The organism is Dietzia sp. CH92 (genome assembly GCF_032248695.1).
GTDB lineage: Bacteria > Actinomycetota > Actinomycetes > Mycobacteriales > Mycobacteriaceae > Dietzia.
In genome coordinates this window covers 217,000-241,298 of record NZ_JAVHXC010000005.1, presented here as the reverse complement: position 1 = coordinate 241,298, position 24,299 = coordinate 217,000, and the positions used below count along the sequence as shown (strand labels likewise).

19 protein-coding genes are annotated in these 24,299 nt (G+C 73.2%); 4 read left to right on the top strand and 15 right to left on the bottom strand.

Annotated features, from left to right (window positions below; translation table 11 throughout):
- Positions 1-65: 65 nt before the first annotated feature.
- From RWK90_RS12360 to RWK90_RS12350, 3 genes are all read right to left on the bottom strand, one after another.
- Positions 66-1,370: a glutamate-5-semialdehyde dehydrogenase gene (locus RWK90_RS12360; RefSeq protein WP_314037924.1), complete on the bottom strand. Its 1,305-nt coding sequence runs from the start codon at positions 1,368-1,370 to the stop codon at positions 66-68.
- A gap of 101 nt (positions 1,371-1,471) precedes the next feature.
- Positions 1,472-2,083 (bottom strand): class I SAM-dependent methyltransferase, encoded by a 612-nt coding sequence (locus RWK90_RS12355; RefSeq protein ID WP_314037923.1) that lies wholly within the window; start codon positions 2,081-2,083, stop codon positions 1,472-1,474.
- A gap of 91 nt (positions 2,084-2,174) precedes the next feature.
- Positions 2,175-3,197 (bottom strand): serine hydrolase domain-containing protein, encoded by a 1,023-nt coding sequence (locus RWK90_RS12350; RefSeq protein ID WP_314037922.1) that lies wholly within the window; start codon positions 3,195-3,197, stop codon positions 2,175-2,177.
- A gap of 69 nt (positions 3,198-3,266) precedes the next feature.
- On the opposite strand from RWK90_RS12350, the gene RWK90_RS12345 reads away from it, so the two are divergent.
- The gene (locus RWK90_RS12345) at positions 3,267-5,444 is read left to right on the top strand and encodes a RecQ family ATP-dependent DNA helicase (RefSeq protein ID WP_314037921.1); all 2,178 of its coding nucleotides are present in this window, start codon (positions 3,267-3,269) and stop codon (positions 5,442-5,444) included.
- Between the two features lie 5 nt (positions 5,445-5,449).
- On the opposite strand, the gene RWK90_RS12340 is transcribed toward RWK90_RS12345, so the two are convergent.
- On the bottom strand, positions 5,450-7,270 hold the full coding sequence (locus tag RWK90_RS12340) for an FAD-binding dehydrogenase (RefSeq protein ID WP_314037920.1): 1,821 nt from the start codon (positions 7,268-7,270) through the stop codon (positions 5,450-5,452).
- A 17-nt stretch (positions 7,271-7,287) separates the two neighbouring features.
- Positions 7,288-8,040: an AAA family ATPase gene (locus RWK90_RS12335; protein WP_314037919.1), complete on the bottom strand. Its 753-nt coding sequence runs from the start codon at positions 8,038-8,040 to the stop codon at positions 7,288-7,290.
- Positions 8,041-8,063: 23 nt separating this feature from the next.
- Between RWK90_RS12335 and RWK90_RS12330 the strand changes: the two genes are divergently transcribed.
- The 3 genes from RWK90_RS12330 (at position 8,064) to RWK90_RS12320 (ending at position 10,456) form a co-directional block, all read left to right on the top strand.
- On the top strand, positions 8,064-8,861 hold the full coding sequence (locus RWK90_RS12330; RefSeq protein ID WP_314037918.1) for an MBL fold metallo-hydrolase: 798 nt from the start codon (positions 8,064-8,066) through the stop codon (positions 8,859-8,861).
- Positions 8,862-9,749: a Sir2 family NAD-dependent protein deacetylase gene (locus RWK90_RS12325; RefSeq protein WP_314037917.1), complete on the top strand. Its 888-nt coding sequence runs from the start codon at positions 8,862-8,864 to the stop codon at positions 9,747-9,749. It begins immediately after the preceding gene.
- 83 nt (positions 9,750-9,832) lie between these two features.
- Entirely contained in the window at positions 9,833-10,456 is a 624-nt protein-coding gene (locus RWK90_RS12320; protein WP_314037916.1) for a carbonic anhydrase, read from the top strand.
- A 10-nt stretch (positions 10,457-10,466) separates the two neighbouring features.
- Here RWK90_RS12320 and proB read toward each other — a convergent pair whose 3' ends face one another.
- From proB to RWK90_RS12270, 10 genes are all read right to left on the bottom strand, one after another.
- A complete protein-coding gene (gene proB, locus RWK90_RS12315; RefSeq protein ID WP_314037915.1) occupies positions 10,467-11,582 on the bottom strand; it encodes a glutamate 5-kinase in 1,116 nt (371 codons plus the stop codon).
- Complete coding sequence (obgE, locus tag RWK90_RS12310; protein ID WP_314037914.1) at positions 11,579-13,039, bottom strand: GTPase ObgE; 1,461 nt, start codon at positions 13,037-13,039, stop codon at positions 11,579-11,581. Before obgE ends, proB begins: the two co-directional genes overlap by 4 nt.
- Positions 13,040-13,170: 131 nt before the next feature.
- Positions 13,171-13,434: a 50S ribosomal protein L27 gene (gene rpmA / locus RWK90_RS12305; protein WP_007626965.1), complete on the bottom strand. Its 264-nt coding sequence runs from the start codon at positions 13,432-13,434 to the stop codon at positions 13,171-13,173.
- 70 nt (positions 13,435-13,504) lie between these two features.
- Positions 13,505-13,810 (bottom strand): 50S ribosomal protein L21, encoded by a 306-nt coding sequence (gene rplU / locus RWK90_RS12300; RefSeq protein ID WP_314037913.1) that lies wholly within the window; start codon positions 13,808-13,810, stop codon positions 13,505-13,507.
- 242 nt (positions 13,811-14,052) lie between these two features.
- Positions 14,053-17,694 (bottom strand): Rne/Rng family ribonuclease, encoded by a 3,642-nt coding sequence (locus tag RWK90_RS12295; protein ID WP_314037912.1) that lies wholly within the window; start codon positions 17,692-17,694, stop codon positions 14,053-14,055.
- Positions 17,695-18,022: 328 nt separating this feature from the next.
- A complete protein-coding gene (gene ndk, locus RWK90_RS12290; RefSeq protein WP_314037911.1) occupies positions 18,023-18,433 on the bottom strand; it encodes a nucleoside-diphosphate kinase in 411 nt (136 codons plus the stop codon).
- A gap of 50 nt (positions 18,434-18,483) precedes the next feature.
- The gene (locus tag RWK90_RS12285) at positions 18,484-18,897 is read right to left on the bottom strand and encodes a DUF4233 domain-containing protein (RefSeq protein WP_314037910.1); all 414 of its coding nucleotides are present in this window, start codon (positions 18,895-18,897) and stop codon (positions 18,484-18,486) included.
- Positions 18,894-20,492, bottom strand: coding sequence for a folylpolyglutamate synthase/dihydrofolate synthase family protein (locus tag RWK90_RS12280; protein WP_314037909.1), 1,599 nt, complete (start codon positions 20,490-20,492; stop codon positions 18,894-18,896). The genes RWK90_RS12285 and RWK90_RS12280 overlap by 4 nt, the downstream gene beginning before the upstream one ends.
- Positions 20,489-23,200, bottom strand: coding sequence for a valine--tRNA ligase (locus RWK90_RS12275; RefSeq protein WP_314037908.1), 2,712 nt, complete (start codon positions 23,198-23,200; stop codon positions 20,489-20,491). The genes RWK90_RS12280 and RWK90_RS12275 overlap by 4 nt, the downstream gene beginning before the upstream one ends.
- 65 nt (positions 23,201-23,265) lie before the next feature.
- Positions 23,266-24,258, bottom strand: a complete 993-nt coding sequence (locus RWK90_RS12270; protein ID WP_314037907.1) for a malate dehydrogenase — start codon at positions 24,256-24,258, stop codon at positions 23,266-23,268.
- Positions 24,259-24,299: the final 41 nt, after the last annotated feature.

The following is a 24,299-nucleotide window of genomic DNA, read 5'->3' as shown; positions in this document are numbered from 1 at the left end:
GGCGGGTCCTCTCGGTGGGTGGTCTGTCGGGCCGCCCGGGGGCGGCCCGCTCGGGCGCGGGTGCCTTACGGCCGCACGTGCCCCTGACCGTGGGCGATCCACTTGGTGCTGGTGAGCTCCTCGAGTCCCATGGGACCGCGGGCGTGGAGCTTCTGGGTGGAGATGCCGATCTCGGCGCCGAAACCGAACATCTCGCCGTCGGTCCACGCGGTGGAGGCGTTGACCATCACCGCGGCGGCGTCGACGCGCGAGGTGAACGCCTCGGCCACGTCGATGCTGCGGGTGGAGATCGCCTCGGTGTGCCCGGAGGACCAGCGCGCGATGTGCTCGATCGCCTCGTCCACGCCGTCGACCACCTTGAGCGCGATGTCCATGCTGAGGTACTCCTCGCCCCAGTCGACGTCGTCGGCGGGGACCAGTCCCTCGAGGTCACCGTGAACGGTGACGCCGGCGGTGCGCAGGGCGCCCACCACGCGGTCGACGGCGGCGTCGCCGAGGGCGGCGTCGAGCAGGACGGTCTCGGTGGCGTTGCAGACGCTGCACCGGCGGGTCTTGCCGTTGAGCAGGAGGCTGATCGCCTCGTCGAGGTCGGCGTCTCCGTGGATGTAGAGGTGACAGTTGCCGGTGCCCGTCTCGATCGCGGGGACCTTGGCGTTCTCCACCACGGTCTGGATGAGGCCGGCGCCGCCCCGGGGGATCACCACGTCCACGAGCCCGCGCGCCTGGATGAGGTGGGTGACCGACGAGCGGTCCTCCGAGGGGAGCAGTTGCGCCGCGTCGACGGGCAGCTCGTGTGCGGCGAGCACCCCGCGCAGCACCTCGACGAGCGCCTCGTTGGAGTTGCGTGCCGAGCGGGAGCCGCGCAGGAGCGCCGCGTTGCCGGACTTGAAGGCCAGCCCGAACGCGTCGACGGTGACGTTGGGGCGCCCCTCGTAGATCATCCCCACCACGCCGAGCGGCACCCGGATCTGGCGGAGCTGCAGCCCGTTGGGCCGGGTCGAGCCGCGGGTGACGGTCCCGATCGGGTCGGCGAGCCCGGCGACCTGGCGCAGTCCGCCGGCGATGCCCTCGATCCGCTCGGCGGTGAGCCGGAGCCGGTCGAGCATGGCCTCCCCGGTCCCGGCCTCGATCTGCTCGGCGATGTCCGCCGCGTTGGCCTCAAGGATCGTCGACTCGGCGGCCACGAGCGCGTCGGCGGCGGCCAGCAGCAGCGCGTTCTTGCGCTCGGCGGTGAGCAGGGCCAGCTCGCGCGAGGCCGCGCGGGCGCGGCGGGCGGCGCCGTGGACGGCGTCGCGGACCGGGTCCGCGGCGAGTCGGTCGGCGTCCGTCTGGCCGGCGAGGTCGGGGGCGTCGAGGTGGCTGGTGGTCATGGGCGTCAGCTTACCGATGTGGGCCACGTCGACGTCGCAGGTGAGGTCGCGGCGGGACGGTCAGCGCCACCAGCCCCCGTCGGCGCGCCCACCCCGGGCCGCTACGCGCGCACGAGTACCGCGACCTGGAAGCCGCTGTCGTCGTCGAAGGGCCGCAGATCCCAGGTCGACCACCGCTGCTCGAGCCGAAGTCCGGCGCGCTCGGCGTCGAGGTCGAACTCTTCCCGCGTCCAGCCGCGGTCGAGTCCGAAGCCCACGACGAGCCTGCCGGGCCGTCCGTCGGTGGACTCCGACGCGGGGGCGAGCCGTGCCGCGAGGTTGGTCAGCACGGCACCGCGGTCGGCGGGGTCGACAAAGGCGAGGACGTTGCCGGCCGAGACGGCGAGGTCGAACGGCCCGGCGGCCCAGCCGTCGTCGGCGAGGTCGGCGACCTCCCAGCTGGCGTCGGGGCACTGTTCACGCGCCCGGTCGACGAGGTAGGGGTCGAGGTCCACGCCGGTGACGCGGTGGCCGCGGGCGTGGAGGTAGATGCCCATCCGGCCCTGGCCGCAGCCCACGTCGAGGATGCGGGCGCCGCGCGGCGCCATCGCGTCGACGAGCCGCGCCTCGCCGTCGATGTCGACGCCCTCGGCGACCATGTCGTCCCAGCGCCGCGCGTACCGCCGCGAGTGTTCGGGGTCGGCCGCCACGATCTGCTTCCATGTCTGCGCCATGGGCCCCAGTATGGCCGCCGTGGCGCGGTGGTGACGAGCGTGGTGGCGACGACGACGAGGTGGGCTCCCACCCGGCCCGCGGGCGGGTGGGTCAGGATCCGAGGCGGCGGAGGAGACGGAACGTGGTCAGGTCGGCGCCCCGGGTCTGGTTCACGAGGGTGGCCGCCGCGACCCCGCCGAGTAGGTCGACTGCCGCGATCGACCGGAACCCGCCGGTGCCGCCGTTGTGCCAGAGCACCCCGGGGGCGGCCCGGTGCCAGCCGAGGCCCATCCCCGGGGGCCCGCCCGGAGGGGTCGCGTGGGTGAGCCGGACGGCGTCGGCCAGGGCGGTGCGCGACGGGTCGAGCTGCGCGGCGAGATAGCGGGTGAGGTCGGCGGCCGTGGAACGCAGCGCGCCCGCGCCGGGGATACCGGGTAGGGGCCACGGGTCCGCGGGGCGTCCGCGGCCGCGGTGCCCGTCCGCCGCGCGTCGACGTTGCTCATCGGTCATCAGATCGTCGGTGACCGTGTCGGTCAGCCCGAGGGGGAGGCAGATCCGGTCGCGGACGAGGGTGCCGAAGTCGGTGCCGGTCGCGGTGGTCATCGCGATGCCGAGCAGGCCGGCGCCCAGGTTCGAGTAGGCAGGGGTCCCACGCCCCGGGGCGCGGCGGAGGCGGACGTCCGCGAGCCCGTCCAGGACGTCCTGCTCCGTCAGCTCGGCGTAGGGGTCCGCGCCGCGGCGCAGGTAGGCGAGGTTCTCGCGCATCCCGAGGCGTGCGGGCGAGCGCGGGAGCCCGGAGGTGTGGGTCGCCAGGTGCTGGAGCGTGATCTGCACGCCGTCGCGGTTCGGGACGTCGGTGCCGGCGGGGAGCAGCTCGCGGACCGGGGTGTCGAGCCGCCACCGACCGCCCACGACCCCGTCGGCGAGCAGCAGTGCGGTGAAGGTCTTGGTGATGGAGCCGATCTCGAACAGGGTGCGGGCGTCCGGGACGCTCCCCCGGCCGGTGTCCCCGCAGCCGGCGACGTGGGTGCCCCCGGGGGTTCCGGCCGCCACCACGACCCCCACCCGTCGGCGGGCCAGTCGGGCGACCGTCCGTTCGACCTGTTCCGCGGTGTCCGGTCCGTCGCTCGTCACGGTCCTCAGTCAACACCGGCCGGGTCGGCGTCGCACACCGGTGTCGGAGGCGTGGGGCACGATGGGCCCATGACCTCGCCGGCGGACAGCACCCCTTCACCCAGCCCGACGCCGTCGGACCCCGCGTCGCTGCGCGCGCGGGCCGACGAACTGCTGGGGGCCCTCGCGGGGCCGGGAGCGCGCCTGCGCGAGGACCAGTGGACGGCGATCGAGGCGCTGGTCGCCGACCGCCGTCGCGCACTGGTGGTGCAGCGCACCGGCTGGGGCAAGTCCGCGGTGTACTTCATCGCCGCCCGGTTGCTGCGCGAACTCGGCTCGGGCCCCACGGTGATCGTCTCGCCGCTGCTGGCACTCATGCGCAACCAGGTCGAGGCGGCCGCGCGGGCCGGGGTCCGCGCGGCCACCATCAACTCGGCCAACATGACCGAGTGGGACGAGGTGCGCACGGCCGTCCGCGCCGGCGAGGTGGACGTCCTGCTGGTCAGCCCCGAGCGTCTGAACAACCCGGACTTCCGCGACACGGTGCTGCCCGCGCTCGCGGCGGACGCCGGCCTGGTCGTGGTGGACGAGGCCCACTGCGTCTCGGACTGGGGGCACGACTTCCGGCCCGACTACCGCCGGATCCGCACACTGCTCGCCGACCTGCCGGAGGGTGTGCCGGTCCTGGCCACCACGGCCACGGCCAACGACCGCGTGGTCCGCGACGTGGCCCAGCAGCTCGGCGTGGGCGTGAGCGGCCTCGCGGGGCGGGCCCCGGCCCCCGACGACTTCGCTGCCTCCGACACCCTCGTCCTCCGCGGCGGTCTGGACCGCGAGTCGCTGCGACTGTCGGTGGTGACGATCGAGGACTCCGAGAAGCGGGCGGCCTGGCTGGTGGAGAACCTCGGCTCGCTACCGGGCAGCGGGATCATCTACTGCCTCACCGTCGCCGCCGCCGAGGACATGGCGGAGCTGCTCACCTCGGCCGGGCACCGCGTCAGCGCCTACACGGGACGCACCGATTCCGGCGAGCGGGAGGAGCTCGAGCGGGCCCTGTTGGACAACGAGGTCAAGGCGCTGGTCGCCACGTCCGCGCTCGGCATGGGTTTCGACAAGCCCGACCTCGGGTTCGTCGTCCACCTCGGTGCGCCACCCTCCCCCATCTCCTACTACCAGCAGATCGGACGTGCCGGGCGCGCGGCCGATCGCGCCGAGGTCGTCCTGTTGCCGGGGCCCGAGGACCGGGCCATCTGGAACCACTTCGCCTCGCTGGCCTTCCCGCCGGAGGACGTGGTCCGGCGGGTCCTCGACGCGCTCGAGCCCGACCGTCCGCAGTCGACGCAGGCGTTGGAGCCGGCCGTCGACCTCGGCCGGACGCGGCTGGAGATGGTGCTCAAGGTCCTCGACGTGGACGGTGCGGTCCAGCGGGTCCGCGGCGGCTGGGTCTCCACCGGCCGACCGTGGCACTACGACGCCGAGCGGTACGCGGGACTCGCGCAGGCGCGGCAGGCCGAGCAGCAGGCGATGATCGCCTACGAGCGCACGGAGTCCTGCCGCATGGAGTTCCTGCGTGCCCAACTCGACGACCCCACCCTCGACCCGGCGTCGCCCGGGTGCGGCCGCTGCGACAACTGCACGGGCGAGCGCCGCACCACCGACGTCGACTCCGGGGCGCTGACCCGGGCCCGCGAGGCGCTGGAGCGGCCCGGCGTCGCGCTGCCGCCCCGCCGACAGTGGCCCACGGGCCTGGCCAAGCTCGACGTGCCGCTCAAGGGCAAGATCGCCGACGGCCCGGACGAGGGCCGGGCGCTGGCGCGCCTCACCGACCTCGGGCTGGGCCAGAAACTGCGGGCGCTGCTCGCCGAGCCCGATCAGGACGCGCCCGAGTGGCTGGCCCGCGCCTGCGTGCCGGTCCTGCGCGAGTGGGGCTGGGCCGAGCGGCCCACCGGGGTCGTCGCCCTGCTCACCGGGGAGCACCCGCGGCTCGTCGCGAGCCTCGCCGCCGCGCTGGCGCGGATGGGGCGCATGGAGCCGCTCGGCGAGCTCACCCGCGACCCGGCGATACCGCCGGTGACCGCGCAGAACTCGGCCTACCGCGTGGCCCAGCTGTGGGGCACGTTCACCGGCCCGGCCACCGCGCCGGGCGGGCCGGTCCTGCTGGTCACCGACGTGCTCGGTACGGGCTGGACGGTCACCGAGGCGGCCCGGCACCTGCGGGAGTCCGGGGCGTCGGCGGTCCTGCCCCTGGCGATCGCCTCGCAGGCCTGACCGGTTCAGACCTGGCGCGCCATCGCCCGGCCGGCCTTCATCCCGGAGAAGATGCAGCCGCCGAGGAACGTGCCCTCGAGCGAGTTGTACCCGTGGACGCCGCCACCGCCGAAGCCCGCGACCTCGCCCGCCGCGTACAGGCCCGGGAGCGGCTCGCCGCCCGGGGTCAGGCACTGCGAATCGAGCGTCGTCTCGATCCCGCCGAGGGTCTTGCGCGTCATGAGGTGCACCTTCACCGCGATCAACGGGCCACCCGACCCGGCGGCCGAGCCCCTTCCCGGGCCGGAGTCCGCGAGCAGTCGGTGCGGCTTGGCCAGGCGGGTCAGCTTGTCCGTGAGCACGCGCCGCGAGTTGTGGATCGCCTGCACCTGGGCGTCCTTGGCGAACGGGTTGTCCATCTGCCCGTCCATCGCCAGGACGAACTCGCGCACCTTTTCCACGTCGAGCTCCGGCTCGCCGTCGCGCAGCAGCGAGTTCATGCCGGCGACCAGCTCCTCGAGGGTGTCCGCCACCACCCAGTCGACACCCTTCTCGACGAAGTCGGCGATCGACGGGGGCAGCCCGCTGCCCGCCTTGGACGCGAACTTCCTCACGCTCTTGTCGGTCAGCTCGGGGTTCTGCTCGGAGCCGGAGAGGATGAACTCCTTGCCGGCGATCGCCGAGTCGAGGATGAACCACGAGTAGTCCCGCCCGGCGCGGCGGATCGCCTCGATGGACGCGGTCGTGTGGAAGCCCGGGAACAGCGGCACGGGCATCCGGTCGCCGTTCGCGTCCAGCCACAGGGTGGACGGGCCCGGGATGATGCGGATCGCGTGCGAGGGCCACACGGGCGCGAAGTTGGCCACACCCTCTGTGTAGTGCCACATGCGGTCCCGGTTGATGAGGTTCACGCCCGACCGGGCGGAGATCTCCAGCATCCGGCCGTCCACGTGCTCGGGCACGCCCACGATGAGGTTCTCCGGCACATCGCCGAGCCGATCGGTCGGCCAGTACCTCCGCACCAGGTCGGGGTTGCCGCCGATGCCGCCGGAGGCCAGCAGCACGGCCGCGGCCCGGAACTCGAACTGCCCGGTCTCCTCGCGCGGGGACGCGACGCCGCGGTCGTAGTCGCACGGCACGAGCGTCGCACCGCGCACGCCCACGGCGCGGCCGTCCTCCACGACGATCTCGTCCACCCGGTGGCGCACGGCGAAGCGCACGAGCCCGGCGCGGGCGGCGTCGCGGACGGGCTCCTCGAAGACGCGGACCACCTCGGGCCCGGTCCCCCACGTCACGTGGAAGCGCGGGACGGAGTTGCCGTGCCCGTTCACGTCGCCGCCGCCGCGCTCGGCCCAGCCGACGGTGGGGATGATCCGCAACCCCAGGTCGTGCAGGTACCGCCGCTTCTCCCCCGCGGCGAACTCGACGTAGGCCCGCGCCCACTGCCGCGGCCAGTGGTCCTCGGGACGATCGAACCCGGCCGAACCGAGCCAGTCCCGCCACGCGAGCTCGAGCGAGTCGGAGATGCCGATCCGTCGTTGCTCCGGGGTGTCCACCATGAACAGTCCGCCGAGCGACCAGAACGCCTGCCCGCCGAGGTTCTTCTCGTTCTCCTGGTCCACCACGAGGACCCTCTTACCCGCGCGGCTCGCCTCGTAGGTCGCGACGAGCCCCGCCAGCCCGTGCCCCACCACGATGATGTCGGGGGTGAACCCCGGCTCGGGCGCGGGCAGTGGTCCGGCGTTGGCGGCGCGCGAGGTCGACGGCGTCTGCCACGCGGGGTACACGGGGTGGACTGGCCGGGCCTCGCCGGTGGTGCGGGCGGAACGGGACGCGGAGCTGGTCATGGGTCCAGTGTGCCCGGTCACTCCATCAGGTGGCGCAGGTATCGCTCGGGCGCGTCCAGGTACCGGCGGTAGTGGTCGACCATCGTCAGGTCCTCCCACCGCGCGCAGTGCATGCCCTCGTCCGACAGCTCGTACAGCGCCGCGCCCGGGACCGAGGCCAGGATCGGCGAGTGGGTGGCCATGAGGACCTGAGCGCCGCGCCGGTCCGCCAGCTCGAGCAGCAGCGCGACCAGGCGGAGCTGCGCGTCGAACGACAGTCCCGCCTCCGGCTCGTCCATCACGAACAGCCCGCCGTCGGCGAACCGGGACGTGGTGACGAGGTCCCAGAACGCCTCGCCGTGGCTACGCGTGTGAAAATCCCGCTCGGGGCCGGAGGACTGCAGGTAGGTGAACATGCTGTGCATGGTCTCCGCGCGCAGGAAGTAACCCCACTTGGACGCCCCTCCGCCCCGCACCAGGCGCAGGTCCTCGTGCAGCGGTGACTCCGATCTCCACGTGGTGTCGCGGCCGTGGACGGACCCGCCCTCGGCACCGAGCCCGTACGCCATGGCCACGGCCTCGACGATCGTGGACTTGCCGGCGCCGTTCTCGCCGACGAGCACGGTGAGATCGTCGAGCTCGAGGCCGTCGCCCACCAGCTGCGCGACCGCCGGGATCGAGTACGGCCACGGGGGCTCGGTCGCCCCGGGCCCGGCCACTGCGGCCGCGACCTCGGGGGCGGCGGTCACGCGGACCACGGGACGCGGGTCCAGCACACGGTCTCGGCTCACGCGGTCACGGTACCGTTGCCCTCATGCGGATCCACCAGATGAACTGCGGGACGTTCGCCGGGCTGGCCCCGACGCGCGTGCTGCTGGTGGAGGCCCCGGACGCCCTCGTCCTGGTGGACTCCGGGATCGGACTCGCCGACATCGCCGACCCGGCCGGGCGCCTCGGCCCGGCCCGGCACGTGCTGCGGCCGGCCCTACGCGAGCACGAGACGGCGGTCCGGCGCATCGAGGCCCTGGGACTGGACCCGCGGGACGTGCGCCACATCGTGCTCACCCACCTGGATCTCGACCACATCGGCGGGCTCGCCGACTTCCCCGGGGCGCAGGTGCACGTCTCGGCGCAGGCCCTGACGTGGGCGGTGCGCACGCCCCGGTTCCTGGAGCGCCGCCGCTACCGCCGCGCCCAGTGGGCGCACGGGCCGCGCTTCGCCGAGTACGCCTTCGGCACCGACCGGTGGGAGGGCTTCCGCGTGCACCCCCTGGACCACGTCGCGGAGGGGATGCTGCTGGTGGACCTGCCGGGCCACGCCGTCGGTCACGCCGGGGTGTTCGTGCCGGGGCGGGTGGGGGGCCCGGCCGCGGGCGGGAAGGGCGACGACGGCGAGGACGTCCTCCACGCCGGCGATGCCTTCTACCACCGGGGTCAGATCGGTCGGGCCGGACAGGTGCCGTCGTGGGTCCCGGTCGCCGAACGCGCCATGGCTCTGGAACCGGCCGCGGTCGAGGTGACGCACGCCCGGCTCGCCGGGCTGGCCGCCCGCCGGGAGGGCACCCTGGACGTGGTGTGCGCACACGACCCCTCGGGGCCCGGGGGGCTCTAGATGGTCCGCATCCGCGAGACGGCCTGGACACCGGCCGAACGCACCCCACCCGACCCCGACCTGCCCGAACGTGCGGACGCCCTGGCCGAGCTCATGCGGGGCCGCCGCTCGGTGGTCCTCACCGGGGCGGGCATCTCCACGCCCTCGGGAATCCCCGACTACCGCGGTCCGGACTCCCCCGGCCGCACGCCGATGACCTACCAGCAGTTCGTCGGCGACCCCGCCTTCCGCCGCCACTACTGGGCCCGCAACCACCTGGGCTGGCGGCACATGGAGGCCGCGCGCCCCAACGCCGCGCACCTGCTGCTCGCCGACTGGGAGCGCCGCGGCCTGGTCGCGGGCGTCATCACCCAGAACGTGGACCTGCTGCACCTCAAGGCCGGGAGCCGGCGGCTCGTCGACCTCCACGGGACCTATGCCGTGGTCACCTGCCTCGACTGCGGGCTGCGGCAGAGCCGGTGGGCCCTGCACGAGGAGTTGGACCGCCTCAACCCCGGCTTCGCCGAACGCGTCGCCACCCGCGGCGCGATCGAGGTCGCCCCGGACGCCGACGCCGTCCTGGAAGACACCGCCGACTTCCGGATGGTCGACTGCCCGCGCTGCGGCGGCGTGCTCAAACCCGACATCGTCTACTTCGGGGAGAGCGTCCCCGCGCACCGTGTGCTCGAGGCCAACGCCCTGGTCGACGGGGCCGACCTCGTCGTCGTCGTCGGATCCTCCCTCACGGTCCGGTCCGGGTACCGCTTCGTGCGACGCGCGGTCACCACCGACACCCCCGTCGCGGTGGTCAACCGCGGCCGCACACGCGCGCACGGCGAGGCCACCCTCACCATCGACGGCGACTGCGTCGACGTCCTCACCCGCGTCGACCGCGCGCTGGGCGGGTAGACCGCGGGCGACGCGAGTACCGCCCGGCCCGGACCTCCGGGGCGCGGTCGCTGTGCGGGCCGCCACAGGCGCACACTGGAACCATGAGCACAGATCTGAGCCCCGCGGCCGCGCTGGACCGACTCCTCACCGGCAACCGTCGCTACGTCGACGGCGCCAGCCTCCACGCCCACCAGGATCCCGCCCGCCGCGCCGAACTCGCCGGGGAGCAGCACCCGTTCGGTCTGGTCTTCGGATGCGCCGACTCGCGCGTGCCCGCCGAGGTCGTGTTCGACCAGGGCCTGGGCGACCTGTTCGTGGTGCGCAACGCCGGCCACATCGTGGACCCCTCCGTGCTGGGATCCATCGAGTTCGGCGTGGACGTCCTCGGCATCCCGCTGACCCTCGTGCTGGGACACACCTCCTGCGGCGCGGTCGGCGCCACGATCACCGCGATCGACTCCCACTCCACCCCGTCGGGCTACCTGCGCGACGTGGTCGAGCGGATCGCCCCGGCCGTGTTCGAGGCGCGGCGCGACCCGGAGGCGGGCTACGAGGACGTGGTGATCGAGAACGTCCGGCAGACCGTCACCGCGATCCGCGAGAAGTCCGCCGCCGTCGACCGCGCGATCACCGAGGGCCGCACCGCGATCGTCGGGGCGATCTACAACCTGGCCGAGGGGACCGTCACGCCGGTCCACACCGAGGGCACTGTCGACAGGGGCTGACCCGCGCCGGTCAGACGGCGACGAGGTCGTCCGCGTGCACCAGCGGGCGCCCCTGGCCGGCCGCGCCGCCGGCCGCCTCACGCTCGGCCAGGCGGGAGCGGACCTCGATCGAGTCGTACTGGGCGATCCCGCGGCCGACCACCCGACCGTCAGAGTCGTGGAGCTCGATGACGTCACCGAAGTGGAACAGCCCCTCCACACCGGTGACGCCGGCGAGCAGCAGCGACCGGCGGGCACCGGTCACCGCGCGCACGGCGCCGTCGTCGAGCAGGACCGCACCGCGGGCGTCGGCGGCGTGACGGACCCAGAAGCGGCGCGCGGTCATCCGCTCCGGCCGGGCCGCGAAGACCGTCCCCACGGTCGGCTCGGCGGCGAGTGCCTCGGCCGCCCGCTCGGCCGCGGTGAGCAGGACCGGGATCCCCGCGTCGGCGGCGAGGCGGGCGGCCGCCAGCTTGGAGGCCATCCCGCCGGTGCCCAGCGCTCCCCCGGCGCCGGCCACGACTCCGTCGAGATCGCCCTCGCCGCCGACCATCGTCACCGCGGTCGCGTCGCCCTTACGCGGGTCCGAGTCGTAGAGGGCGTCGACGTCCGAGAGCAGGATCAGGGCGTCAGCGCTGATGAGATGCGCGACCAGGGCCGCCAGACGGTCGTTGTCACCGAAGCGGATCTCGTTGGTCGCGACCGTGTCGTTCTCGTTGATCACCGGCACCGCCCGCAGGGTGCGCAGGCGGTCCAGGGTCCGCTGCGCGTTCGCGGCACTGTCCCGCCGGCCGATGTCGGCGGCCGTGAGCAGGACCTGGCCCACCACACGGTCATAGCGGGAGAACGAGTCACCCCACGCCCGCGCCAGCTCCAGCTGGCCCACGCTCGCCGCCGCCTGCTTGGCGGACAGCGTCGCGGGCCGGGTCGTCATGCCCAGCGGCGCCATCCCCGCGCCGATCGCACCGGAAGAGACGACGAAGACGTCCGAACCGCCGGTCATCCGCGCCTGACAGACGTCGGCCAGGGCGTCGAGCTCGGCACGCCGGATCCCGCCGTGGAAACTGGTGATCGCGGACGAGCCGATCTTGACCACCACGCGGCGGGCCGTGCCGATCCTACGGCGCAGTTCCCGCTCGGTGGTCACTCCAGGATCTCCTCGTCCGGGTCGATCAGACCGCGGCGCACCCGCTTGCGGTACTTGCGCTCGGCGGCGCCGATCCGCTCGTCCGACTCCAGGCGGATGTCCGTCCCGCGGCCCGTGCGCATGAGATCGACACCGGCCGGCGTCTGCGGCTCCCACTGGAAGGACACCTCGCCGATCGTGACGGTGCACCCCTCTTCGGCGCCGGCCTTGATGAGCGCGTCCTCGACGCCGATGCGGGCGAGCCGGTCGGCGAGGAAGCCCACGGCCTCGTCGTTCTCGAAGTCCGTCTGACGGATCCACCGTTCCGGCTTGGTGCCGGTCACCACGAAGCCGCCGCGCTCGGCGGGGTCGGGGCGGATGTCGAACTCCCCGGCGTCCACGGCCTTGGGTCGGATGACGATCCGTTCCGGCGCCGCGGGCGGGTTGGCCTTACGGTGCGCCTTGACCAGTTCGTACAGTCCGAAGCGCAGCTCGTCCAGGCCCTTGTGGGCGACCGCGGAGATCGCGTAGACCGGCCAGCCCCGCTCCTCGAACTGCTCACGCACCATCTCGGCCATGTCGGCCGCGTCGGGGACGTCGATCTTGTTGAGCACCACCACGCGCGGCCGGTCGGACAGGTCGCCGATCCCCGCGTCGCTCAGCTCGGACTGGTACGCCGCGAGCTCGGCCTCCAACGCGTCGACATCGGAGACCGGGTCGCGGTCGGACTCGAGGTTCGCGCAGTCCACGACGTGCGCCAATACGGCGGTGCGCTCGATGTGGCGCAGGAAGTCCAGGCCGAGTCCGCGGCCCTCGCTGGCGCCGGGGATGAGACCGGGGACGTCGGCAATGGTGAACGTGTCGTCGCCCACGGAGACCACTCCGAGGTTGGGCACCAGGGTCGTGAACGGGTAGTCGGCGATCTTGGGCTTGGCGGCCGAGAGCACCGAGACGAGCGAGGACTTGCCGGCGGACGGGAAGCCCACGAGCCCGACGTCGGCCATCGACTTGAGCTCGAGCGTGACGTCGCGGACCTCTCCGGGCTCGCCCAGGAGGGCGAAGCCGGGCGCCTTGCGGGCGCGGGAGGCCAGGGCCGCGTTCCCGAGTCCGCCCTTTCCGCCCTCCGCGGCGACGAACCGGGTGCCGGCGCCGACGAGGTCGGCGAGCACCTCGCCGTCCTCGTCGAGCACGACCGTGCCCGGCGGGACGGACAGGACGAGGTCCGCGCCCTGGGCGCCGTTGCGGTTGGCACCCATGCCGGGCTGCCCCTTTCCGGCGCGGGCGTGGGGCCGGAAGTGGAAGTCGAGCAGCGTGTGAACCTGCGGGTCCACGACGAGGATGACGTCGCCCCCGTCACCACCGTTGCCGCCGTCGGGGCCGCCGAGCGGCTTGAACTTCTCGCGGTGCACGGACGTGCAGCCGCGGCCGCCGTCACCCGCCGCGAGGTGGAGGACGACGCGGTCGACGAATCTCGACATGGTGGGGGCTCCTCCTGATGGTGGGCGGGGACGGGCAGCGGTGTCGCAAATGCTCTCGGGGGCCGGGTGTGGGGTCCGTCAAGACCCCGCCCGGCCCCCGAGGGCGATCAGATATGTGGTCGGCTGGAGGCTCAGGCCTCGGCGCCGGCCGGCACGATGTTCACGGTCTTGCGGCCGCGCTTGGTGCCGAACTCCACCGCACCGGCGGAGAGGGCGAACAGGGTGTCGTCGCCGCCACGACCGACGTTGACGCCCGGGTGGAACTTGGTGCCGCGCTGGCGCACGAGGATCTCACCGGCGTTGACCTCCTGGCCGCCGAAGCGCTTCACGCCGAGACGCTGCGCGTTGGAGTCACGACCGTTACGGGTGCTGGACGCGCCCTTCTTGCTTGCCATGTCCGAGTCCCTCCTTCAGGGAGCACGCCCGAGGGCGCTGAGCTGGTGGCCTACAGGGGCCGGGAGTGGATTACTTGATACCGGTGATCTTGACGACCGTCAGCTTCTGACGGTGGCCCTGACGCTTGTGGTACCCGGTCTTGTTCTTGAACTTGTGGATCCGGATCTTGGGACCCTTGGTCTGCTCGACGATCTCGCCGGAGACGGTGACCTTGGCCAGTGCGTCGGCGTCGGAGGTGACGGACGCGCCGTCCACCACGAGGATCGGGGACAGCGACACGGAGGTTCCGGCCTCGCCCTCGATCTTCTCGACCTTGACGTGGTCCCCTTCGGCGACCTTGTACTGCTTGCCGCCGGTCTTGACGATCGCGTACATCGAGGGCTTCCCCTTGCTTCTCGGGTGTGCGGCCGCCGGGGCGACCGCACCTGGTGTGCGGTGTTCTCTCATGCTCGCCGGCTCACGCCGGTCGGAGTTCGGAGGGCTCGGGGTCCGTGTGGACCCTGCCCGCGACTCCTCGCGCGGCGACATAGCGCCGCGACGAGCGACCTGTCAAGGTTACGGTCCGGCGGCACAGCAGGTCAAACCGACCGTGCCGCCGGGTCCGCGACCCGGTGTCTTCAGTCGCCCGTGGGGGCGGTCGTCGATCGCGTGGCGCGCCGCCTCGCGGGACGCTTGCGTGGCTCGGCGACCACGGCGGTCGGCGCCTGGGCCAGCGGCGCCGCCTCCACTCCCGCCGGGGGCCCGGCCGGAGGGCTCGCCTCGGGGGCGGGTGCCGGGGGCGTCGCTGCCGCGTCCGCCGTGGCCGCCCCCGCCTCGCGGCGGGTGGACCGGCGCCGGGGCCGTCGGCCGGACGTGGTGCCGGTGGACGAGGCGTCCGCGGTCTCGGTCGTGGACGTGGCGTCGACCTCGGCCACCGCCGTGTCCGCCTCGGCGACGACGGCGGACTCGGCCTGCGGCGTCTCGACGACCTCTGCCGCGGCGGTGTCCTCCGCCGCGGTCTCCGGGGCGGGGGCGTTGTCGGCCGCGCGGCGCGACGCGCGGCGACGACGCGGGGGCCGGGTGGTGCCCACGGCGTCCGACGAGTCGGCCTCGTCCGGCCGGGGTGCCTGCGCGGGCGTGTCGGACTCTGCCGCCGCCGAGGCGGCGTCGGGAGCCGCCCCGCCCGCGGGGGCCCCGGTCGGCGGGGCGGTCACCACCACCGGTGCAGGGGCCTCGGTGGCGCGACCGTCCTTCTCCCCCGTCGGCGTGCCGGGGGTCTCGGCGGCGGGCTCACCGGCTCCGGCGGCGGGCTCACCGCCGCCCGTGTCGGGCTCTCCGTCCTGGCTCTCGGCGTTCTGCCGGGCGATCGCCAGTGCGGCCGGGTGCGCGGCGGGCGCGGGGCCGTCCTTGCGCGGGGCCTGCTTGGGAGCGGCCGACTCGGACTCGCCGGCCTTGCCGTTGCCGCCCTTGCGACGACCGCGCCGTGCGCCCGGCTCGTCGGCGTTGTGCGACTCGGTGTGCAGCGGGTCCGCGTGGATGACGAGGCCGCGGCCCTGGCAGTGCTCGCACGGCGTGGAGAACGCCTCGACGAGGCCGGTACCGAGCTTCTTCCGGGTGAGCTGGACCAGGCCGAGCGAGGTGACCTCGGAGACCTGGTGGCGGGTGCGGTCACGCCCGAGCGCCTCGGTGAGGCGCCGCAGGACGAGGTCGCGGTTGGCCTCGAGGACCATGTCGATGAAGTCGATGATCACCATGCCGCCCACGTCGCGCAGGCGCAGCTGACGCACGATCTCCTCGGCGGCCTCGAGGTTGTTCTTGGTGACGGTCTCCTCGAGGTTGCCGCCGGAGCCGGTGTACTTGCCGGTGTTGACGTCGATGACGGTCATGGCCTCGGTGCGGTCGATCACCAGGGAGCCACCCGAGGGCAGCCACACCTTGCGGTCGAGCGCCTTGGCCAACTGCTCGTCCACCCGGTGGGTCGCGAAGACGTCCACGTCGGGGTTGTCGTGACGTTCGAGCCGCTCGACCATCTCGGGCGCCACGCGCGAGACGTAGTCGTGGACCGTGTTCCAGGACGTCTCGCCCTGGATGACGAGCTTGGAGAAGTCCTCGTTGAACAGGTCGCGGACGACCTTGACGAGCAGGTCGGGCTCCTCGTACAGCGCGACGGGCGTGCCGGATCCGGAGTCGGTGCGCTTGGCGGCCGCCTCGGAGATCTCGGACCACTGCGCGGCGAGCCGCTCGACGTCGCGGCCGATCTCCTCGGCGCTGACCCCCTCGGCCGCGGTGCGGATGATGACGCCGGAGCCCTCGGGGACGACCTCCTTGAGGATCCCCTTCAGGCGGCGGCGCTCGGTGTCGGGCAGTTTGCGGGAGATGCCGGTCGAGTTGCCGTCCGGGACATAGACGAGGAACCGCCCGGCCAGGGAGATCTGCGTCGACAGGCGGGCGCCCTTCTGCCCGACGGGGTCCTTGGTCACCTGGACCAGCACCATGTCGCCGGACTTGAGGGCCTGCTCGATCCGCCGGGCCTTGCCGCCGAGCCCGGCGGCCTCCCAGTTGACCTCGCCGGCGTAGAGCACGCCGTTGCGGCCGCGTCCGATGTCGACGAACGCCGCCTCCATGCTGGGCAGCACGTTCTGCACGCGGCCGAGGTAGACGTTGCCGACCATCGAGCGGGCGGACTCGGTCGTGACGAAGTGCTCGACGAGGACCTTGTCCTCGAGGACGCCGACCTGGGTCATGAGACCCCGACCGTCGGCGCGCTGCTTCTCGCGCACCACCATGACGCGGTCGACGGCCTCGCGGCGGGCGAGGAACTCGGCCTCGGACAGGATGGGCTGACGGCGACGCCCGGCCTCGCGGCCGTCGCGCCGACGCTGACGCTTGGCCTCGAGGCGGGTGGAGCCGGTGATGCCCTGGACCTCGTCGGCGGAGGTGCCGGAGGCCTGGCCCCCGCGTCCGGAGCGACGGCGCGCGTCGCGCTCGTGGACCTCGGTGTGGGGCGGGTCGTCGCTGGAGGCCTGGGACTCGTCGGTCCCGGCACCACCGTTGCGACGACGACGACGGCGACGCCGCCTCGAGCCCGACGGAGCACCCGTGGAGTCGTCCGACTCGTCCCCGTCGTCGTCTCCCGTGTCGTCCTGCCCGCCGGCGTCGTCGGCCGTGGGGCCGTCGGAGTCGTCCGCGTGGTCGCGACCGGACCCGCGACCCCGGCCCGCGGCGTCGCTGTCGGGTGCGTCCGCGTCGTCGGCCGCACCGGTGTCCCGGGCGGCCCCGGACACCGTGTCGGAGTCCGCGTCGCCGTCGGTGACGGTATCGATGCCCTGGCCGTTCTGCTCGTCGCCGCCCTCACCGCGACCGCGGCCACGGCCACGGCGACCGCGCCGACGGCGCCGGGCGCCGCCCTCGCCGGTGTCGGACTGGTCAGTGGACCGGTCGCCACCGGAGTCGGACTGCTCAGCGGACCGGTCGCCGCCGGAGTCGGACCCGTCGGGCTGCTCAGCGGTCCGGTCCCCGCGGGAGCCGGGCTCCACGGTGGCCCGGTCCGTGTCGGCGTCGGCCCGCCGGGACTGCTCGGCCTGCTCGGCGCGGCGGCGGCGCGAGGGCGCCTGTTCCGCGGCCGCGGCGGCGGTGTCCTCGGGCGAGAGGAACAGGGGTGAGAACGAGGGGGTCGCGGTGGAGCGGCGCCGGCGGTTCCCGGGCTCGGCGGAGCCCACCTCACCGGTGACGATCGCGATCTCGGGAAGCGGCGGACGCTTCCTCGCGTCGGCTCCGCCCCCGGACCCCGCGTCCCCGGCGTCGGCGCCCCGGGTGGTGGCCGGGACGTCGGCGGGGTCGGTCCCGGCGGGGGTGGTCTCGTCAGCGGTCCGCGCGGCGCGCTTCTCCGCTACCGTGGCCTTCTCCGCGGTCTTCTCGGCGGTGGTCCGGCGGGCCGGGCTCTTCTTGGCGGCGGCCTTCTTCGCCGCGGCCTTGCGCGGCGCCTTCTGGGCGGGCGCAGCGGTGTCCGCGGCGGGGGCCTGCGCGGCCGCGCCTTCCCCGGCGGCGGCGGGGGCCTGCTCACCGGCGCCTCCACCGGCGTCTCCGGAGCGACTGTTGAACCAGGTCAGCAGCACCTCGCGGGTCACGCCGGACTGGGCGCTCTTGATCTCGACCCCGATCCCGGCCATCGCGGCCAGGAACTCCTTGCTGGTCATGCCCACGGCCTTGGCCGCGGCGTGTGCGCGCATCCTCTCGGGCAGCGCGGCGAGGTCGTCGATGGTCAGGTTCGGATCCGACACGTGTCTCCTCCGGCCGGACTCCGGGCGCGATCACGTCACCGGGAAACCGGTGACCCACGCCGCCGCACGGGGTCGGGCGTCTTCTGGTCTCGGCCCCGCCGTGGCGGGGCTACGTCTTGTGGTCCGCGATACCGGGACGAACCGGTCCGCGGGTGGCGGGCGCCCGTTCCGGGGCGGACTGGTGGTCCACTCGCCAGGATGGGCTGGCCCCATTGTCCCACACCGAACGTCCGGGCGTCGCCGTCCGGGCACCACCAAATGGCGATGCGCCCGTCGGCGGGGCCGACGGGCGCAGGGGCGGCGCGGTCGCCGCGGGGGACGCCGCGGTCTAGAGGCCGGGGAACCAGAGGGCGATCTCGCGCGCCGCGGACTCCTCGGAATCCGAACCGTGGACCAGGTTGAGCTGGGTCTCCAGGCCGTAGTCGCCGCGGATGGAACCCGGGGCCGCCTTCTCGACGGGGTCGGTGCCGCCCGCGAGCTGACGCCACGCGGCGATCGCACGGGGGCCCTCGAGAACGCCCGCCACGACCGGGCCCGAGGTGATGAACTCCAGCAGGGAGCCGTAGAACGGGCGCTCGGCGTGCTCCGCGTAGTGCTCCGCCGCGGTCTCCTGCGGGACCCGCCGCATGTCCATCGCCACTATCCTGAGCCCCTTGGCCTCGATACGGGACAGGATGGTGCCGGTCAGGCCGCGCTCGACTCCGTCGGGCTTGATGAGGAAGAAGGTTCTCTCGGTCACGGCGGCAATGCTACAAGCACTCACACCACCCCCGACTCCCGGCGGGCCGTTCAGTCGTGCTGGCTGGGCAGGTAACCCCCGGCCATCCGTCCCGCCAGGTCCCGGCGCAGGAACAGGATGTAGGCCCACACCGCCGCGAACAACAGTCCGCAGACACCCATCGACCAGTGCACCGCCCAGCCGGCCACGGCCAGGGCGGCCAGCGTCAGATTCATGGGGATGGCCCAGGGCCTGCGCTGGAGCCCGCTGGCCACGATCATCGCGATGGCCAACAGACTGACGAACCACACCTTCCACGGCTGGAAGTGCGCGCCGTCGTCGAGCCGGGCGATCACCGTGAGCACCAGACCGATCACGATCGCCTCGAGGACCAATGTGCCCGCCATGATGCCGCGCAGACCCTTCCACGGGTCGACCGACGGTTCGTGGGCGGCGCCCCGGGGTCCGGGGGTCGGGTCGGTCACTGTGCGTCCTTTCCGAACAGACTGCGGGCGGCGCCGGCGGTGACGACCGATCCGGTGATGAGGACCCCGACGCCGGAGACGTCGTCGTCGGCGGTCGGGTCCGGGACCCCCACGAGGTCGAGGGCGGCGCTGACCGCGTCGGGCAGCGTCTCCACCACGTGGACGCGCTGGGCCGTGAAGCGCTCCTCCGCGATCCGCGCGAGGTCGTCGAGCCCCATCGCCCGCGGGGACGCCGACCGGGTGACCACGACCTCCTCCACCACCGGCTCCAACGCGGCGAGGAAGGCGTCGGCGTCCTTACCGTCGAGCATGGCGACCACGGCGACCAACCGCTTGAAGTCGAACTCCGAGGTGATCGCCTCGGCGAGCGCGCGACCGCCGTGCCCGTTGTGGGCGGCGTCGACCAGGACGGTGGGGCTGGAACTGAGCCGCTCGAGGCGACCCGGGTTGTCGACCGCGGCGAAACCCGCCCGGATCAGCTCCGGGTCCAACGCCCGGTCCGGCCCCGCACCGAAGAACGCCTCGACCGCGGCCAGGGCGGTCGCCGCGTTCTCCGCCTGGTGCTCCCCGAACAGGGGCAGGAACACCTCGGGGTACTCGCCCCCGAGCCCGCGCAGGGTGAGCTGCTGACCGCCCACGGCCAGTCGCCGCTCCACGACGTCGAACTCGGAACCGAGGCGGGCCACGACGGCCCCGACCTCGACGGCGCGGCGGATCAGCACCTCCATGGCCTCGGGTTCCTGGCGACCGATCACGGCGACCGGGTCCCGGGGCAGCAGGTCGTCCTGCGGACCGGGCTGGATGATGCCCGCCTTCTCCCCCGCGATCGTGGCGAGATCCTCGCCGAGGTACTCGGTGTGGTCCAACCCCACCGGTGTGATCACCGAGACCGCCGGGCGCACGACGTTGGTGGCGTCCCAGGTGCCGCCCATCCCCGTCTCGATGACGGCGACGTCGACCGGGGCGTCGGCGAACGCGGCGAACGCCATGGCCGTGAGCACCTCGAAGTAGCTCATCCGCGGCCCGCCGGACGCCTCGGACCGCTGATCCACCAGCTCCAGGTAGGGCTGCAGTTCCCGGTAGGTGTCGACGAAGGTGCGCGCGGTGATCGGCTCGCCGTCCATCGCGATGCGCTCGGTCACACTCTGCAGATGGGGGCTCGAGTTGCGCCCGGTGCGCTGGTGGAGCGCCCGCAGCAGGGCGTCGATCATGCGGGTGACCGAGGTCTTGCCGTTGGTGCCGGCGACGTGCACCACCGGGTACGCGTGCTGCGGGTCGCCGAGGATCGAGGTCAGCTCGGCGATCCGGTCCAGGCTCGGCTCGAGGCGCGACTCCGGCCACCGGGTGGCCAGCTCCTCCTCGACCGCGGCGAGCTCCGCGGTGTCGGCCTGCCACTCGGGGCTGCCCACCTCGGGGATCGGGCGCGGCGGCAGGTGGTCCTCGCCGTCGTTCTCCTCGTCGCCCGGGATCGGACCCCCGAGCGGGACGCCCGACACCAGCCCGTCCTCGCCGAGCATCTCGGCGACGTCCTCCTCGGTCGGGGTGTCCCACCCCTCCTCCGGGTCATGGGGCGGGAGCCACTTGCGGTCACTCACGCGGAGCCACTCCCCGCGGGCATCGCCTCGAGGCGGGCGGTGATCCGGGCGACCTCCGCCTCCGCCAGGTCGCGTCGGGCGCGGATCTTGTCGACCACGTGGTCGGGCGCCTTGCCCAGGAACGCCTCGTTCCCGAGCTTGGCGCCGGTGGTCTCGAGCTCCTTGTGGGCCGCGGCGAGGTCCTTCTCCAGCCGACGGCGCTCGGCCGCCAGGTCGATCGTGCCCGACGTGTCGATCTCGACCTCCACCGTCGACAGACCGAGCCGGACCTCCAGTGAGGCGGTGGCCGTGAAATCATCGGCTGCCGGGGTGAGCCGGGCCAACGAGGCCACCTGGTCGAGGAGGTCGGTCGGGAGGTCGGCGGCCTCCACCCCACCCATCCGCGCCGGCACCCGCTGGCCGGGCTTGAGCCCCTGGTCGGAACGGAACCGCCGGATCTCCGTCACCAGCGTCTGCGCGTCGGCCACCCGACGGACCGCCTCCGCGGCGTCGTCGGCCGGGACCACGTCGCCCGGCCACTGCGCGATCACGAGCGACTCCCCGTCCGTCAGCGCCGTCCAGAGGGTCTCGGTGACGAAGGGCACGACCGGGTGGAGCATGCGCAGGAGAACGTCCAGGACGTGGCCCAGCACCAGGCGTGTCCGCTCGGCCCGCTCCGAGGCGCGGGACTCGTCGTCGTTCCCGAACTGGACCTTCGCGAGCTCGAGGTACCAGTCACAGACCTCGTCCCACGCGAAGTGGTAGAGCGCCTCGCACGCCTTGGAGAACTCGTACCGCTCCAGCGAGTGGTCGACCGTCTCGCGCACCTGGCCCAGCCGGTGCAGGATCCACCGGTCCGCATCGGTGAGATCGGCGGCGGCGGGGAGCACGCCCACCTTCGCCCCGTTCATGAGCGCGAACCGGGTGGCGTTGAACAGCTTCGTCGTGAAGTTGCGCGAGGCCTGCGCCGAGTCGTCGCCCACCGACAGGTCGCCGCCGGGGTTGGCGCCGCGGGCCAGGGTGAAGCGCAGCGCATCGGCGCCGAAACGGTCGACCCAGTCCAGCGGGTCGATGCCGTTGCCCTTGGACTTGGACATCTTCTGCCCGTGCTCGTCGCGGACCAACCCGTGGAGGAAGACGTCGGTGAACGGGACCTTGCCCGGCGCCGCCTTCTCGCCGGTCAGGGTCTGCCCGACGAACGTGCCGAACATCATCATCCGGGCGACCCAGAAGAACAGGATGTCGTACCCCGTGACCAGCACCGACGTCGGGTAGAAGCGCTCCAGGTCCGCGGTGCGCCCGGGCCAGCCCATCGTGGAGAACGGCCACAGCGCCGAGGAGAACCACGTGTCGAGGACGTCGTCCTCCTGCGTGTACCCGGCGGGCGCCTGCTCGTCCGGTCCCACGCAGACGACCTCGCCCTCCGGTCCGTACCAGATCGGGATCCGGTGGCCCCACCAGAGCTGGCGCGAGATGCACCAGTCGTGCATGTCGTCGACCCAGTCGAACCACCGCGGTTCCTGGCTCGTCGGGTGGATCACCGTGTCCCCGTGGCGGACCGCGTCGCCGGCCATCTTCGCCAGCTCCTCCACACGGACCCACCACTGCAGGGACAGCCGGGGCTCGATCGGCTCCCCCGAGCGCTCCGAGTGTCCGACTGAGTGCAGGTACGGCCGGATCTCCTTGACGATCCGCCCCTGCGCCGCCAGGTCCTCACGGATCGCCTGACGCGCCTCGAAGCGGTCCATGCCGTCGTAGCGGGTGCCGGTGCCGGCGATGTGCCCCGTCGCGTCCATGATCGTGGGCATCTCGAGCCCGTGCCGCTGACCGATGGCGAAGTCGTTGGGGTCGTGCGCGGGGGTCACCTTGACGGCGCCCGTGCCGAACTCGGGGTCCACGTAGTCGTCCGCGACCACACGCATGGTCCAGCCGTCGCGGAACGGATGCGGGATCTCGGTGCCCACCAGATGCGCGTAGCGCTCGTCGTCCGGGTGGACGGCGATCGCGGTGTCACCGAGCATCGTCTCGAGACGGGTCGTGGCCACGACCAGGTGCGGCTCGGAGTCGTCCATCGCGCCGTAGCGGAAACTGACCAGCTCGCCCTCGACGTCGGCGTACTTGACCTCGATGTCGGAGATCGCGGTCTGGAGCGTGGGCGACCAGTTGACCAGCCGCTCCGCGCGGTAGATCAACCCCTTGTCGTAGAGCTCCTTGAAGATCGTCTGCACGGCGCGGGACAGGCCCTCGTCGAGGGTGAAGCGCTCGCGGGACCAGTCCACGCCGTCACCCAGGCGACGCATCTGCTCACCGATCGTGCCGCCGGACTCACGCTTCCACTCCCAGACCTTCTCGATGAAGGCCTCGCGACCGATCTCGTGCCGGTCGATCCCCTCCTCGCGGAGTTTGCGGTCCACGAGGGTCTGCGTGGCGATGCCGGCGTGATCCATGCCCGGCAGCCAGAGCACCTCGTACCCCTGCATGCGCTTACGCCGCGTGAGCACGTCCATGAGCGTGTGGTCGAGCGCATGGCCCATGTGCAGGCTGCCGGTGACGTTGGGCGGGGGCAGGACCACCGAGTACGCGGGCTTGTCACTGGACGCGTCGGCCTCGAAGTACCCCGCGTCCACCCAGCGCTGATACAACTCGCCCTCCACCTCACCTGGATTCCAGGAGGCGGGCAGGGCGTCCGCGCGGTCGGTGTTCTGGGAGGAAGCGGCTGGAGTCGTCACCCGGCCATCCTAGGCCGTACCCGCCGGGCCCCGACACACGCCGTCGGGCCGCGCGGGCCGCGGCGTCAGTCGGCGAGACCGAGCTCACGCACCGCGTCGCGCTCCGCGACGAGCTCCGCCACCGAGGCGTCGATGCGGGCCCGCTGGAACTCGCCGATCTCCAGGCCCTCCACGACCTCCCACTCCGCCCCGCGGCTGCGACACGGCAGCCCCGTCACCACGCCGGGGACCGTGCCGTACTCGCCACCGGACGGCAACGCGACGGTGGTCCAGCTCTCGCCGGAGGTGCCACGGACCCAGTCCCGCATCTGGTCGACGGCCGCGCCGGCGGCGGAGGCGGCCGAGGACGACCCGCGGACCGCGATGATCTCGGCCCCGCGGCCCGCCACGCGCGGTATGAACGTGTCCGCCAGCCACTCCGGTTCGAGACCGGCGGTGACCGGCTCACCGCCGCGCGTCAGGAAGGTCACGTCGGGGAACTGGGTCGCGGAGTGGTTGCCCCACACCACCACCCCGTCGAGCTCGGAGACCCGTGCCCCCAACCTCGTGGCCAGCTGGCTCAGTGCGCGGTTGTGGTCGAGTCGCATCAGCGCGGTGAACCGGCCCGCGGGGACGTCGGGCGCGTGGCGATGGGCGATGTAGGCGTTCGTGTTGGCGGGGTTGCCCACCACGACCACGCGGATGTCGTCGGCCGCGTGGTCGTTGACGGCCCGCCCCTGTTCACGGAAGATCGCCCCGTTCGCGGTGAGGAGGTCGGCCCGTTCCATCCCCTTGCCGCGCGGCTTCGCCCCCACGAGGAACGCCGCGTTGGCGCCGTCGAACGCCCGGGTCACGTCGTCCGTGATCTCGATCGAGTCGACCAGCGGCAGGGCACAGTCCTCGATCTCCATGGCCACGCCCTCGGCGGCGACCACCGCCGACGGGATGTCGAGCAGCCGGAGACGGACGGGCGTGCCCGGCCCGAAGACCAGGCCGGACGCGAGCCGGAACAGCAGCGAGTACGCGATCTTGCCGGCCGCACCGGTGACGGTGACGGTGACCGGGCTGTTGGTGCTCATCTTCTGGGCCTTCCGGGGACGACGACGGGGTCGGTTCCCAC